Origin of the sequence: Paenibacillus sp. NAIST15-1 (assembly GCF_001894745.1) — a bacterium.
GTDB classification, from domain to species: domain Bacteria; phylum Bacillota; class Bacilli; order Paenibacillales; family Paenibacillaceae; genus Paenibacillus_B; species Paenibacillus_B suaedae.
Genome location: NZ_BBYF01000018.1, coordinates 51,571 through 66,451, shown reverse-complemented (window position 1 = coordinate 66,451; position 14,881 = coordinate 51,571). Strand labels below are relative to the sequence as shown.

Annotated in this window: 13 protein-coding genes; all 13 read left to right on the top strand. The window is 47.9% G+C overall.

Features of this window, described 5'->3' with window-relative positions:
- Positions 1 to 78 precede the first annotated feature (78 nt).
- The 13 genes from PBN151_RS25395 (at position 79) to PBN151_RS25330 (ending at position 14,623) form a co-directional block, all read left to right on the top strand.
- Entirely contained in the window at positions 79 to 1,830 is a 1,752-nt protein-coding gene (locus tag PBN151_RS25395) for a glycoside hydrolase family 13 protein (RefSeq protein ID WP_072731357.1), read from the top strand.
- 125 nt (positions 1,831 to 1,955) lie between these two features.
- On the top strand, positions 1,956 to 2,870 hold the full coding sequence (locus tag PBN151_RS25390) for a LacI family DNA-binding transcriptional regulator (RefSeq protein WP_072731356.1): 915 nt from the start codon (positions 1,956 to 1,958) through the stop codon (positions 2,868 to 2,870).
- A 25-nt stretch (positions 2,871 to 2,895) separates the two neighbouring features.
- Positions 2,896 to 4,242, top strand: coding sequence for an alpha/beta hydrolase (locus tag PBN151_RS25385; protein ID WP_072731354.1), 1,347 nt, complete (start codon positions 2,896 to 2,898; stop codon positions 4,240 to 4,242).
- Positions 4,239 to 5,585 (top strand): alpha/beta hydrolase, encoded by a 1,347-nt coding sequence (locus PBN151_RS25380; protein ID WP_072731353.1) that lies wholly within the window; start codon positions 4,239 to 4,241, stop codon positions 5,583 to 5,585. The genes PBN151_RS25385 and PBN151_RS25380 overlap by 4 nt, the downstream gene beginning before the upstream one ends.
- A 99-nt stretch (positions 5,586 to 5,684) precedes the next feature.
- Positions 5,685 to 6,395, top strand: coding sequence for a hypothetical protein (locus PBN151_RS25375; protein ID WP_072731351.1), 711 nt, complete (start codon positions 5,685 to 5,687; stop codon positions 6,393 to 6,395).
- Between the two features lie 400 nt (positions 6,396 to 6,795).
- Positions 6,796 to 7,371, top strand: a complete 576-nt coding sequence (locus PBN151_RS25365; RefSeq protein WP_072731348.1) for a sigma-70 family RNA polymerase sigma factor — start codon at positions 6,796 to 6,798, stop codon at positions 7,369 to 7,371.
- Positions 7,361 to 8,191: a hypothetical protein gene (locus PBN151_RS25360; protein WP_072731347.1), complete on the top strand. Its 831-nt coding sequence runs from the start codon at positions 7,361 to 7,363 to the stop codon at positions 8,189 to 8,191. Before PBN151_RS25365 ends, PBN151_RS25360 begins: the two co-directional genes overlap by 11 nt.
- Entirely contained in the window at positions 8,188 to 9,060 is an 873-nt protein-coding gene (locus tag PBN151_RS25355) for a carbohydrate ABC transporter permease (protein WP_072731346.1), read from the top strand. The genes PBN151_RS25360 and PBN151_RS25355 overlap by 4 nt, the downstream gene beginning before the upstream one ends.
- A 13-nt stretch (positions 9,061 to 9,073) precedes the next feature.
- On the top strand, positions 9,074 to 9,952 hold the full coding sequence (locus PBN151_RS25350) for a carbohydrate ABC transporter permease (protein WP_072731345.1): 879 nt from the start codon (positions 9,074 to 9,076) through the stop codon (positions 9,950 to 9,952).
- Positions 9,953 to 9,972: 20 nt separating this feature from the next.
- On the top strand, positions 9,973 to 11,130 hold the full coding sequence (locus tag PBN151_RS25345; protein ID WP_072731344.1) for an efflux RND transporter periplasmic adaptor subunit: 1,158 nt from the start codon (positions 9,973 to 9,975) through the stop codon (positions 11,128 to 11,130).
- Between the two features lie 51 nt (positions 11,131 to 11,181).
- A complete protein-coding gene (locus tag PBN151_RS25340; RefSeq protein ID WP_083545327.1) occupies positions 11,182 to 12,510 on the top strand; it encodes an ABC transporter substrate-binding protein in 1,329 nt (442 codons plus the stop codon).
- A gap of 21 nt (positions 12,511 to 12,531) precedes the next feature.
- The gene (locus tag PBN151_RS25335) at positions 12,532 to 13,188 is read left to right on the top strand and encodes a hypothetical protein (protein ID WP_072731342.1); all 657 of its coding nucleotides are present in this window, start codon (positions 12,532 to 12,534) and stop codon (positions 13,186 to 13,188) included.
- Between the two features lie 154 nt (positions 13,189 to 13,342).
- Positions 13,343 to 14,623 (top strand): MFS transporter, encoded by a 1,281-nt coding sequence (locus PBN151_RS25330; RefSeq protein WP_072731340.1) that lies wholly within the window; start codon positions 13,343 to 13,345, stop codon positions 14,621 to 14,623.
- Positions 14,624 to 14,881 lie beyond the last annotated feature (258 nt).

The window sequence follows — 14,881 nt, the reverse complement described above, 5'->3', positions numbered from 1 at the left end:
AGAGTGAATGCAAGATTCGACGTTGAGTTTACATCCTGAATAATCTTCGTGATCAAAAGCGACAAAAAGGAGTTTGTTATGTTACTGGAAGCGATTTACCACAGACCTGGAAATTCATATTGCTATTCTTACGATAACGACACGATCCATATCCGGCTGCGCGCGAAGAAAGGTGATCTTCGGTCAGTCACAGCTCTGTATGGTGATAAATACGATTGGGACAAGACCGTAAGGGAAGCTGCCATGTTCATCATGGGCAGTGACGAACTGTTCGATTATTGGCATGTGGAGGTAGCTCCTCCGCACAAGCGGCTTCGTTATGCCTTTGAATTAGCTGCGGGCGAGCAGACGATATGGTATACGGAAAAGGGATTCGTTGCCGAAAAGCCAGCAGATCCACTGACGTTTTTCGACTATCCGTTCTTATGGTCAAGCGAGGTGCTGCAGCCGCCGGCGTGGGTGAAGGATGCGGTGTTCTATCAGATTTTCCCTGATCGGTTTGCCAACGGGAACCCTGACAATGATCCTGAACAGGTGCGGCCTTGGACAGCCGACGATCCGGGGCAGGATGATTTCTACGGCGGTGATCTCCATGGGGTGTTGGATTGTCTGGATTACATCAGCGAGCTTGGCGTTAATGCCATTTACTTTACCCCGTTGTTCGAGGCAAAGACGAATCATAAATATGACACGACGGATTACTTGAAGGTGGATCCGCAGTTTGGCGACGTGGCCCTGTTGAAGAAACTGGTGAAGGCCTGCCACGACCGGGGGATTCGCGTTATCTTGGATGCGGTTTTCAATCATTGCGGCTATTGGTTCGCCCCGTTCCAGGATGTTATGAAGCATGGGGAAGCATCACGCTATCGGGACTGGTTCCATATCGAGCAATTTCCGCTCGTGCGGGAGCCGAGAGCATCTTACCGCTGCTTCGCCTTCGAATCTCACATGCCGAAGCTGAATACGGTCAATCCTGAGGTCAAAGCTTACTTGCTTGAAGTCGCACAATATTGGATTCGGGAATGCGATATCGATGGCTGGAGATTGGATGTTGCGAATGAGATCGACCATGATTTCTGGCGCGAGTTCCGCAGAACATGCAAAGGATTGAAGCCGGACTTTTATATTTTGGGTGAGATATGGCATGATGCGATGCCTTGGCTGCGCGGCGATCAGTTTGACGCGGTCATGAATTATCCGGCTACGGAGGCTATTCTTGATTTCTTTGCAAAAGGGACAATCGATGCGGAACAGTTCTCTTATCAAGTGAACAGGCTGTTGGCTGACTATCCGAAGCAAGTGGGTGAAGCTACCTTCACGATATTGGGCAGCCATGATACCCCGCGTTTGTTAACCATGGCTCAAGATGAACGCAAAATGAAGCTTGCAGCGCTGTTCCAGTTCACATTCCTCGGTGCCCCATGCATTTATTACGGGGACGAGGTGGGCATGACAGGCGGGCCGGATCCGGATTGCCGGAAGCCCATGGTATGGGAAGAGGAGAAGCAGAATGGCGGACTAGTGCGTTTTTATCGGGAACTGATCGCTTTGCGTACCACCCATCCAGCACTGCGGCAAGGCTCATTCCGATTCGTTTATGCATCCGGAGATCACTTGGTCATCCGAAGACAGTATGCTGATGAGCAAATGTATATTTGCTTCAATAATAGCGAGCAAGCAGGAGCGTTCTCCTTTTCGTTGGAGCAGGCCGATTCGTTGTCGTTATCACCTTCGATGCTCGGAGACGGATCATTTGCGTTGGAAAATAACAACGTTACAATTAACTTGCCTGCGTATGGCTGGATGGTATTGATGACTGAATCAAGATAAATGAAGCTAAATAAAGCTGCGACTAGATATGTTCTGCGGGAGACTAGGGCTAAATTGACACCCTATGGGCGGTATGTTTTAATTGGCTTAAACGTTTAAGTCTAAGCCAAGCGAGGTCGAATAAGATGAAGAAGACAACGATAAAAGATATCGCCCAAGCAGCGGGTGTGTCCATTGCTACTGTGTCCTATATATTGAATGACGTTAAGAATCAATCCATTTCGAATGAGACGCGCGTCAAGGTGTTAAAAATCGCGCAGCAGCTCAAATACGTGCCGAACCGAACAGCCCGCTCTTTAAAAGTAAAGAAGTCGGGCTTGATTGGAGTTCTGGTATTCAAGGACGATCAACAAAGCTTTGGCTCAGATTTGAAGTATGCCAAAACGATAAGCAAGATCGAACAGCAATGCAGTGCGCTTGGCTATCATGTTATTTATATGCAAATCGACAATACGGAACCGTCATACAAGGTTATTATGGAACGGAATTTGGACGGCGTATTTTTAATCAATGTGGATCAGGAGCGATTTGCGACGATTACGCCCTACTTTGGCTTCGGGATTCCCGTGTTTGTCGTGGACAGTTATATTGCAGACTCGCTTTTTCATAAAATTATGCCTGATGTGGAAGCGGGCTTTCAACGATCGCGCGATTTGCTGAATGAAGCTCCGCAGTTTCTTATCATGGATCGCTACAACAATAACCAATGGGCGGATGTTATCAAGCAGGCATCGGGTTTGCCGGAAGAACGGATTCATGTATATGAACACAGCCAGGGGATGGAGTCCTTCTTGACCAAGTTCGATGGCCAGCCGGGTATCGTACTGAACGAATTTATTGCCAATGAAGCCGCCAAAGTCCATCCCAACTTGATTCCATGGTGCACGTGCCACTGTCCCGAAATTCTCGGTCAAGATACGGAGAGGGTCACTTTCGACTTGAGTAGATACGATTCATTTGTAGGCGTTATGAACAGCTTTATTGATGATGTGGAGTATGTGCACGAGGAGAAGTTTTTGAAATTACCAGTCTCCTCGTAGATCAATATATGAGGAGAAATGTGTAGTGGATTCATCACGTCTTATTCAGATTGACGAATTTTATTCGAGCATCTTATCTAATAGAAGGAAAGTATTTATTTACTTGCCTCCGAGCTATCGAGAGAACGAACAGAAGCGGTATCCCGTGCTCTATATGCACGATGGGCAGCATGCCTTTTTCGCGGATCACAAGGGAGACTCATGGGATGTCCATCTTACGGTTGATCGTCTTGTAGCCGAAGGCAGGATGAAGGAAATCATCGTGGTGGCCATTTCCCATATCGAAGATGCACGGATTGCGGAGTACATGCATGCGAATCCGGATGGGCACAACCTATTCAACACAGCGAACCAAGGTGAGCGGTATGAGCAGTTTCTCGTAGAGGAAGTGAAGCCTTATATCGATCGAGAATACCGTACACTTCCAGGCAAGGAGCATACTGCCTTAATGGGGTCATCCGCTGGCGGCTTGGTGTCCTACAATATCGGATTTCGCCAATCGGATACGTTCGGCATGATCGGGGCATTATGTCCGTTCGTCGTTAGCGTAAATCCGGATACGATGGAGGATCGCTGGCTAAGTCATATCTATACGGAAAAGAAGGATCTCAAGATCTGGGTGGATGTCGGTGATGCGGAAGGCTTTACCGTTATGGAGAAGCATGTGCGGCAGGTCGTAGACACGCTCGTTCGGATCGGATATGAGCCGGGGAATGATCTGATGTATTACTATGCCGTCGGTTCCGGACACGCGCAGAAGGATTGGGCCGCAAGGGTTCATGCGCCACTCCTTTATTTCTTCGGAGATATCGGTACGCCTGTACATGCTGAACTGCACGGTTCCCATGTAGTCGGAATTCTGGGGCCGACGCTAAGGTTCAATGCGGTCGTTCATTACGACAGCGGCTTTGTCATGACGGATTTGAACGCTCGGTATGAAGTGGCCGATCCCCGCATCCTAGAAGTAACCGTGGATGGAACGCTCATTCCGAAGCGGTCGGGCAAGACGCGCGTCATCTATCATCATGATCAGCTCACAGCACATGCAGAAATTACAGTTATTCCGTATCTTTCGGAGACGGCTGCAGTTACGTTGGTCGTAAAGGTGCCCGAAAATACGCCGCCTACCGAAAGGCTGTATGCAGGGATCGAGCTGCCAATGATCGATGAAGGGCAATATGGAGGCACGTTCGAGGTGCCGCGGGATATGGCGTTCGAGTTCCGGATTTCCCGTGGCTTGGGCAAACATGAAACGGATCGTTACGGTCAAGAAGTGCCATATCGCAAATTCACGGTTATCGATGGTTTGGAGCTGTATTACGAAGTCGAGAATTGGATTGATCTAGCGTCGGAAAGGGTGGAGGAGCGATGAACACGAAGTACGGATCAAGCATACTGCGCGTTGAAACATTTCACTCGGAACATCTGAACAACGATAGAGAACTGTTCATTTATCTTCCTCCGAGCTACCAACAAGATTCGAACAAGCGGTATCCAGTCTTATACATGCATGACGGTCAAAATATTTTTCATCCGGCCTTCAACGGCTATTCATGGAACGTGCACTCTGCCGCCGATAAGCTGATTGCCGAACAGCGCATGGAAGAGATCATCATTGTCGGCATTCCGAATATGGGGATGGAGCGGGCAGATGAGTTCACGCATGACTTGGAGGGCGTTCGTTATCAGGACGACAAGTTTTCAGTCCAACCGCGAGGCCATCAGTATGAGCGCTTCCTGATTGAAGAGGTCAAGCCTTATGTGGATGCCTTATTCCGTACGCGACCAGAACCGGAGCATACGGCCTTAATGGGCTCTTCAAGAGGCGGACAGGTGACGTATCACATTGGGCTGCGGCGTCCTGACGTATTCAGCATGCTGGGGATTATCTCGCCTTACTTGTATTGCGTGTATCCTGAAACCTTGGAAGAAGTGCCGTTGTATCATACCTTCACCACGAAGCAGTCCATCAAAAAGATATGGATCGATGTCGGCAGCCGCGAAGGGCTTCTGGTCATGGAAAAGCATGTGCGGGAAGCGGCAGAGAAATTGCTTAGCATTGGCTACAAAGCAGATGACGAGCTTATCTACCTCTATGAGCCCGGAGCGGCGCACGTGGAGAAGGATTGGGCAGCGAGAGTGTCTGCGCCGCTTCTTCACTTCTTCGGCAAGCGCGGCAAGGCTTGCTCTCTTACGCTGCATGGCGATCAAGTTGTTGGGATCACAGGGCCTCTGTGCCGGCTGAATCCGATTATCGAGTTCGATTCCGGCTTCAAGATGTCAGCACTTCGTGCGGCGTACCGTGTGGAGGATGAGCAAATCGCGCAGGTTCGGGATGATGGTACGGTTATTCCGCTTCGCCCGGGCGTTACGGAAGTAACGGTGCAATTTGAAGGTTGTTGTGAAGCCTCGATGCCACTGCGAATCGTGGAGGAGCTCAGTACGCATGTTGACTTGGAGATCATTGTCCATGTGCCGCCTAGTACGCCGCAGGATCTCAAGCTGTACGCTTGGTTCCCATTGACGTACGATCCGAACACGGATGCATATGCGACACGCCTGCGCATCCCGCTGCATACAGATTGGCTGTTCCAAGTGAGTCGAGCAGACGGAATCGTGGAGGTAGATGGAGCGGGGGCTCGCGTCGAACGCAGCTATAAGGCAGAGCAGGATGAAACCTTAGTGATACATGTTGAGAGATGGAGCGGGCAATAAGGATAAACGGATGGAAGCACGATGTGAATGGTCGAATAAAAGAGTGATATGCGAATCGGCATCGGGAGAAGAAGAAAGAGACGAGGGGAACGATACAGCATGAAGACATGGAAAATAGGCTTCTTATGCGGCGCTTTCTTGTTTACGGGAATCGCATTCGGTACTTCAGCGATAATAGCCAATGCTGAGGAGTACGGACTTGACGAGGAAGGAAAGAAGCTGTCTGTATCGATAGATAATCAACTTCCAGTGCGAGAACTGTCGGGGGCAATGGGTAATCGAACGATGTCGCCGATGGATAAAGATATTCCAAAGAATGCCGGTACAGACGTTATCGATCATGGCGGCATGTCTAAGGGCAAGACTCATAATCGTAAGAAGCCGGGAGCGAATTCTGGCAGCAGCGACAAGAAGCTGGACGAGCTGCCAGTAACCTATACGGTGAACGATATAGAGGTTACGGTTCATTCGATTCGGGTTACGGAAAAGGCTACAGACTTCGAAGTAACGATTACAAACAATTCGGATAAAGACAAGGTTACACTTGATTTGCAAAAAGTAGCAACTAAAGCGAACATCGGCGTGAAAGGGAGAACGGCAGAAGCGGTCGAGATTGCATCGGATAATCCGGACTTTGTGAACAAGACGATTCGTCCGAAGAAGGAACTGCATGGCTGGATCCGCAATCAAGGCTTGCAGGATCGAGATATTGTCAATTTGTCGCTTGCATTATCCGTAAAAGGAGCCAAGGAGACAAGAACGTATTCGTTCCTTATCGATTGCACCAAGCTTAAGTTTCGTACTCTATAATCCAGCACTTGATTAATCCAGCATCTGATAGAGAAATGAACAAAGATGAAAAAGGCGTGTATGAGAAGAATTTTTTCTCTTGCACGCCTTTTGGTTTCTGTTCTTGCCATGCTCCGTCCGTGTATGCACGAAGCACGAGATGAGAACCTTCAATATGTTGCTTTCTTAATGCGCTGCTGCTTTTGAACTGTGTGAATCCGACGACGACGCAGGGCTTCATTAGCGATATAATCGAATACAAAGGACATTTTCAATTCGTCCGATTCGTCCCAACTCCCCTCAGCAGCCGATACTTTAGTAAAAACCCTGACCTACATCCAAAAAAATAGAAAAGTATCGAACCTTTTCAGATGATCGAGGCAATATAGGTTGTAAGCTTACCAAGGAGGGCCCTTTTTTCATGAAAGATATCAATATCGAGCACTGGATTGAACGGATGAAGGAAGGGGATTCGTCTGCTTTTCAGGTGATCTATGAATGGTCATTCCCCGAAGTCTACCGCTCCGTTGTCTTTTTGATGACGGAAAAAAATGAAATCGAAGATGTTATGAACGAGATATATTTTCAGCTCTGGCGATCCATCGACAATTACGATACGAACCGTCCCTTCCGATTCTGGATGCATGGAATCGTGCTGAAGCAAATGCAGAAGTGGCGAACCAAAAGATGGAGGAGACTCCGAATCTTCGAGAAGAAGCAGCTTTTGGAGGTGGAGGAGCCAATTTTCTCTGATCGTCAGATCCTTGAGGCCGAGACCCATCAGGAGCTGCTCACCATCGTTCATCAGTTATCCTATAAGCTTCGCGCAGTAATTATTCTGCGATATTATCATGATTATACATTCGATGAAATCGCTGAATTGCTGGACATCCCCGTAGGAACGGTCAAGTCCAGACATCACGCAGCACTGGGAAAACTTCGTAAACTTAGCCCATACTGTAAACCTGAAAAGGAGAAAGAACTTTATGTCCATTGAACAACAACTGCGCGATAAGCTTCAGGGTTGTGCGGAAGCAATGGAAAATCCATCTGACATGAAGAAGCGCATTCAAGAAGCTTCTTATGAGCGATATCGCAATGAAAAAAATAAAGAAACATCAAAATCAAATCTGAACATTCGTATGGTAGCATGCGTTCTTGCGGTTGTACTCCTCGCGCCAATTATCATTTATACCGGTCCTACCGTAGCGGCACAAATTCGCACCTTGCTCAATCTATCCGGGACAGAAGATGCGCGCAACTTCGTCACGAAGGATGGGGATTCAGATTATGTCATTACGAACTTATATGCGGATGAGATTAGCGGCAATAAGACCGCGCAAGAAGTGCTTGCGCGCATTTACAGTGGGTTCCCTGAGACGAAGAACTTCGACATCGCAAACGCGCAAATCACCAAGGGAATCAGAGCCGGAGAAAAGATCCATATCTTTAATATCATTTTAATGGAAAAAGGAAAGACATTTGCGGAGCCGCATCAAGAGATTGTAGTCAATGCTGATGTGGATACAGGGCAGATTCATTTTGTGCAAACGACTGGTTTAGAGCCATACGCTCCGCATGTTGCGAAATTGCAGGAATCAGAAGCGATTGCGATAGCCAATGCATTCTTGAAGCAATTGGATGTGCCTATTGATGGGTATGAGCCTGAAATGGCAGGAGCCCATTCGGGTGAAGCACAAGTAATAGGTAAACCCGTCATCATCTACAAGCGTGTAGAGGATGGCAAGGAAATGTTCCAAGTGAACCTCCAAGATGGAAGTACAATTGTTACATTCTTCCCTTCTGAGAAGTCATGAAGCGGAATCGTCTAAGCTGTAGAGAAGGGCTGGTAGCAGCAACATTCTTGCTGCCGAGCGCCATTGGTTTTGCTTTATTCTATCTCATCCCGTTTGGGATGGGGCTGGTCTACTCGGTATTGGATCGAACGGTTGGCGGTTCATTTGTTGGGCTCTCGAATTATCAGGAGCTGCTCAGCAGCGATTCCTTTCGCAAAGCTGCCTTGAATTCGTTCTGGTTCACGGCAGTGAATGTCCCGCTGATGCTAGTGCTGTCACTTGGAATTGCGCTCGTGCTGAACCGGAATCTCTATTTGCGTCAATTTCTTCGAATGGCTTATGTCCTGCCGCTGGTCGTGCCCGTTGCCTCCGTCGTAATGGTGTGGCAAGTGCTGTTTGATTGGAATGGATCACTTAACGCCTGGATGCACACTGCCGGGCTTGAACAAATAGATTGGATGAAATCGGACTGGGCGAGAGGCGTTATTTCCGTGTTCTACCTGTGGAAGCATATCGGCTACAACATCATCTTATTCCTTGCAGGGCTGCAGAGCATCCCGCGAGATTACTATGAGACGGCTGAATTGGAGGGGGCGGGCAAGTGGTTCCAATGTTATGGGATTACACTTGTCTATTTAACCCCAACGATGGTCTTCGTCGTTCTGATGTCGATTATGAATACATTCAAGATATTCCGTGAAACGTACCTGATCGCAGGAGATTATCCACATGACAGCATCTATACACTTCAGCACTACATGAACAACATGTTTCTCGGACTGGATGTACAGAAGCTGTCTGCGGCTGCGACGCTTATGGTGATCGTTATCTTTATCATCGTGACGATTCTGCTTCGGATAGAGAAACGATACACCCAATTTATGGAATGATACAGGAGGAAGAATGAAGAACAGGGGGTTCATTCGGAACCTGTCGTTCACGCTGGTGATGGCGTGCATCGGGCTTATCATGCTATTTCCAATTGTGATAACTTTCACAAATTCACTGATGACGGAGCATGAAATTCGCGGCAATTACGGTCTAGTGGGTCAAATGCCAGTCGTTACGCAAGGAGAGCCTGCTGTATTCGTGAATCTGAAGCTTATCCCGGATTGGCTGTCCTTCGAGCAGTATGGGAGCGTTTTGCTAGATACGCCGACGTATTTGTTCATGCTATGGAATTCCGTCGCGATGGTCGTGGGAATTATTGCGGGACAGACCGTTGTCAGTGCGCTGGCAGCGTACGCTTTTGCCAAACTCCGGTTCAGAGGGAGAGAGGGATGGTTTCAGGTGTACTTGCTGACGATGCTGATGCCTTTCCAAGTGACCTTGGTTCCGAATTATATTATTGCTGACAAGTTGGGACTAATGAATACAGCTAGCGCGATTATATTGCCAGGGATATTCGCGGCATTCGGTGTGTTCATGCTGAGACAATTTATGCTCTCGATTCCTTATTCGCTGGTTGAAGCGGCTCAGATGGATGGCGCGGGTCATTATCGCATTTTCTATCAAATTATGCTGCCTCTAATGAAGCCGGGGATTGCGGCGCTAATCGTATTGCTGTTCGTCGATTATTGGAATATGGTCGAGCAGCCCCTGATTTTCCTGGAGGAAGCATTCAAGCAGCCATTATCGCTCTATTTATCCAGAATTCATAAGGAAGCACAAGGCATCGGCTTTGCCGCGTCGATGATCTATATGACGCCCATGGTTCTCCTGTTTTTGTATGCGGAATCTTATTTTATCGAAGGGATTCAAATGTCGGGGATCAAAGGGTAGCTCATGAAAGGAGGGATAGGATGGCTATAGGGTTCACAGAAGCGCTGGATGCAAGAAAAAAACGGAAAATCGTGTGGCTCTCCGGCCTTTTCTTTAGCTTGCTCCTTTTCCTTACCCTGGCGAGCAATACATTGCTGACGTTACATTTGCCAAAGGTGCGAACCGAGGAAGGAAGGGTTGGTGAGCTGGTAACCACGTGGCGTGGTACGGCCCGGCTGATGCCACGGCAGCATATCGATTTATCGAACAAGGCGGAATGGTTTATTAAGGATGTTCATGTAAAAGAGGGGGATCGCGTAGCGAAGGGGCAGACGTTAATTACCTATGAAAATCCTGCTGCTGCTCAGGAAATTCTGGATGTACAGGCGGGCCTTGCAGGGCAGCGGCTATCGTTAGCTGACTTGCAGGAGGCTTATATTGAAGCCGTACAAAATAACGACGAGTTGCAGGCGCGCCGCACGAAGCGGGAATTGGAACGTGCGCGATTAGCGATTGGTGTTCAAGAGCGAAAATTGAGCATGTTGAAGTCGGAGGAGATAGAACGCAGACGCCTTATCGCGCCTTTTGACGGTGTTGTGGCGCAAGTACGTGCGACGCCGAAGCTGCCTTCAGGAAGCGGAGGGGCAGATATCAGCTTGGCGAATAGGCAGCAAGGATATCAATTCGAAATTGTCATCCCGGATGCCTTCGGCCGGGAATTGCGTACCGGGGAAAAGATGCGCGTGCAAATCGAGCATGAGGAGGCAAATGTTCCGGTTGAAGGAAGCATTACCGACATTCGGCCGATGCCAGGCGTTAATGGAGGGGCTTCCCTCCAAGGGGAAGCGGAAGGGAATGCATCTCAGGCAAATGCGAGTCAACGGGTCATTGTGAAGGTTCAACATCCGAATGTTCAGGCGAATGAGCTCGTAAGTGTGGAATTAACACAAACGAAGAAGAGCGATGGAGGCATGCTCGTATCGAACCAAGCGATTCGTCAGGCAGGGAAGGACATCTATGTGCTTGTTATCAAAGAGCAATCCGGCCCGCTGGGCAATATTTTTATTGCTAGCAAGCTTACCGTTCAATTAGGGGGGACGAATGGCCAAGAAACGCTGGTGCAAGGGGTATACCCGAAAACCCAGATTATTGTCGAGAGCAGTGAGCCATTAACAGATGGTCAACGTGTAAGGATCTAATGCGTCTGAGCGCGCAACGATCCTATGAAGAATGGAGAGGAGCGATTCAGGGTGAAAAAAAGGAGTGTACGCAGTCTGTTCGTAGCAATAACAATAGCGATGACATTGGCAGCATGTGCCGGCAAACAGGCTGATGAGGCGAAGCAAGAAGGGCAGCAGGGACAGGACGGGAAGAAAGTCGTTGTCGTATCCGTATCCGGAGCTGATCCTGTGTATGCTCAGGCTGAGAAGATGTATGAAGCGAAGCATCCCAATGTGGATATTCAAATCAAGGAATACAGCCAAGGGGGAGGCTCTAATCAAGAAGGAAGTGCGGAGAAGTATGTGAATACCACTACTACAGAGCTATTGTCCGGTAAAGGGGCTGATTTGATTGACTTGAATGTGAGCGGGTTGCCGATTGGGAAATACGTAGACAAGCAAGCGCTGGTGAACTTGAGTGAACTTATGAAGCAGGATCCTGTCTTTGATTCTAATTCGTACGAGATGAACATTCTGGACGGAGCCAAGATGAGAGGAGGTCTCTATGCGCTGCCTCTGCGGTTTTCCATGGACAGTCTTATGGGCGATGCGAAGGCAATTCAGCAATCCGGCGTAACATTCGATGACAGCACATGGACATGGGGAGAGTTTACGGAAGTAGGCAAACGTTTGGCAGCGTCCGGCGGGCACACGTATTCGCTGGGGAATACGCCGCCTGAGAGGATGTTGAACATTCTGTTCGCTGATAATTATGCTCGCATTGTCAATGAGGAGCAGCGCCCCGCCAGCTTCGATGCCAGTGCATTTGTCGGATTGATGGAGCAAGTGAAGACGATGTATGCGGAGAAGGTAGCGACGGATGCGGCGGTGAGCGCAGGAGATTATTTTTTTGCACCTAATTTGATTACTTCGCCGGAAGATTATTTCAGTGGGCCAGCGATGTTCTATGAGCAAGGGAAGATTTATCGCAAGCCGCTCGCGGCTGGGCAGCAGGCCGGAGGCACCTTCGTGACATCTAACAAATTAGGGATGAATCGGAATTCGAAGGTTCAGGCGGAAGCATGGGATTTCATGAAGTTCTTATTGTCTGAGGAAATACAGACCATGCCTGGACTGCGAGGGTTCTCAGTCAATAAAAAGGTTAACGAGCAGATGTTCAAGGATCTTGAAGACAAAGGCACTGTCGAATCGCCAACGGGATCTTCGATCCCGATTCAGAAGGCAGATATCGTCATGGTCAAGCAGATGCTGGCCGATGCGAACACCGCAATAATGGATAATTCGAAAGTTCAATCGATCATCGAGGAGGAAGCGAAGGCTTACTATAACGGTCAAAAATCGGCCCAAGCGGTTGCGGATTTGATCGCAAACCGTGTAACGACCTTTTTAAATGAATAGACGTGGATGGGGGGAGCACAAATGCAAAGAGATAGGGATGGAAGCAGGTTGAAAAAGTGGATGGTTCTATTGGTGCTGTCTGCAGCAGTCATCATTTCTGCTTGCAACTTCACAGGCAGCAAGCAGAAGAATGCTGGTGAGACCAAGAACGTCTCTTTGACTCCGCAGCAGGAGGGGCAGGAGCAAGGGCGAGCAGAACAAGAGAATAAGATTGCGGAAACGAAGGCTCCTGAGGAAGAAAGAATTCACGTATTCTCGAATTTGATGTCATTGAAGCTTCCGCAGGGATTAGAGGCGCAAACGAGTGAGACATCGAACTCGAAGCTTGTTTACATGGATAGCAGCCAGAAAGTTAAGCTTGAGATACAGCATGATCCAGAACAGCTCATGACCGATGCTGGAATCGATGGGTCACGATTAAAGATGAAGGCGATTTTGGAACAAGACAGTGAAGGAGAAAAGCTAGAGTGGTTGAAAGATGAAACGTTGCTTGTTAATGGGAAACACATTGCGATCAATGAAGTTATCATGCCTTCCCAGGAGGGAGCCACCTATCGTCTCGTCGGCTGGGCGGAACTAAATGGAGCTCTACTTGAAATTCAATTTAGCGCTCCAGCTAATGAGCAAGTGGAATGGCAGAAGGCCGTTCATGAAATGATTGAATCGATTCAGATGTAGGAATAAGAACCGTTTAGCGGCATAGCTAAGCGGTTCTTTTTTTGCTTATTTATTTGCGATAATGAAAGCGCATGATCTTGAAACGTAAGTTCCCCTATACTACAAATGCAAATTTGAATGGCAATTCGTTGTGTCGAAGAATGGGGGAACGAGTATGAGTAACAAGGTGGAAGGATTGTTAACGAACGCAGAGTTTCGCAGGCTCTGGATCGGGCAAACTGCATCACAGTTTGGGACTCAGGTTGCATTATTAGGAGTGCCATTAGTGGCAGCTCTCTATTTAGGCGCCAGTCCCATGCAAATGGGGTTGCTTGGTTTTGCCGAGTATGCTCCATTTATCATTTTCGGTTTGCTAGCTGGTGTATGGATAGACAGATTTCCCCGGCGACCAATTCTTGTTGCCGCTAACTTTTTCAGGGGTGCATTACTGCTCATTGTGCCGCTGACAGCCTCAACCGGATTCCTGAATATTACAGTTCTATATTTGGTAGCCTTCATAGTTGGTATCTGTACTGTCTTCTTTGATGTTGCCTATACATCCTTTTTGCCTTCCATTGTGAGCAAGGAGCAGCTTGTTGATGGGAATAGCAAACTAGAGACAAGTAAATCTACCGCACAAATTGCTGGGCCGGGTTTATCAGGCGGACTGGAACAGTTAATCACCGCTCCTTTTGCAATATTGTTCACGTCGGTATCCTTTTTTGTATCCGCTGTGTACATAGCCCGGATTCGCAAGTTGGAGACAGTTGTGACAGATGCGAAAAAACAAAAAAACATGTGGCTGGAAATGAAAGAAGGGCTGCATACGGTTTACACCAAACCGTTGCTGTGGGGAGTGGTACGCTGCTCAACAGTCTTTAACCTTTCCTGGAATGTTATTTTTAGTGTTTATGTTCTATATGCATCGCAAGAACTTAAAATCAGTGCAAGCATTCTTGGCATCATTTATGGAACGCTAGGAGTAGGGTACCTATTTGGTTCTCTGCTTGCCCAAAGGGCTGTACGTCGTTATGGAGTAGGTCCAACAATTGTGGGTTCCGCTACGCTCGCAGCAAGTGGCGGTTTACTTGCTCCATTAGCAGTAGGATCAGAACTAAGTATTGCGTTGATTATGATGCTCGGACAGCTTCTTTTCGGAATGGGTGTCTCCATGTTTAGCATTAGTACCATCAGTTTACGTCAAGTCATTGTTCCCGATGCCCTGCAAGGTCGCGTGAATGCTACATTTCGATTTATCTCGTGGGGTTCTTTACCGCTTGGTTCGTTAATTGGGGGGATGATAGGAGGGGCAATGGGTTTACGGTTCGCTTTATTTGCGGGTGGCATTGGATTGTTAGCTTCGGCTTGTACATTATTGTTCACCCCATTTTTACAACTACGCGTGAAATCATTTCATGAATTAACACTGGACAAAGATATGTCTATAAAGAGCTAAGGAGTGCCATAAGAAGTATTAAACGAACAGGCTCGTTTGTTCAATGAAACAGCGACAGTCTAGGACTTCATTTTCTTGCCCCAGTCTAATACCATATTTTCTGCTGACCGATGGGATAATGGTGTTATACCCGAAACCGATTTTTTCACAATGTAGTGTATGAGGGTATGCACTCTTTTGGTTTCGATATGAAGTAATACAAATGTACTGCAGATCGCAAAGAAGCCCGGGGATCTCCATCCTTGGGCTTCCTGTAAT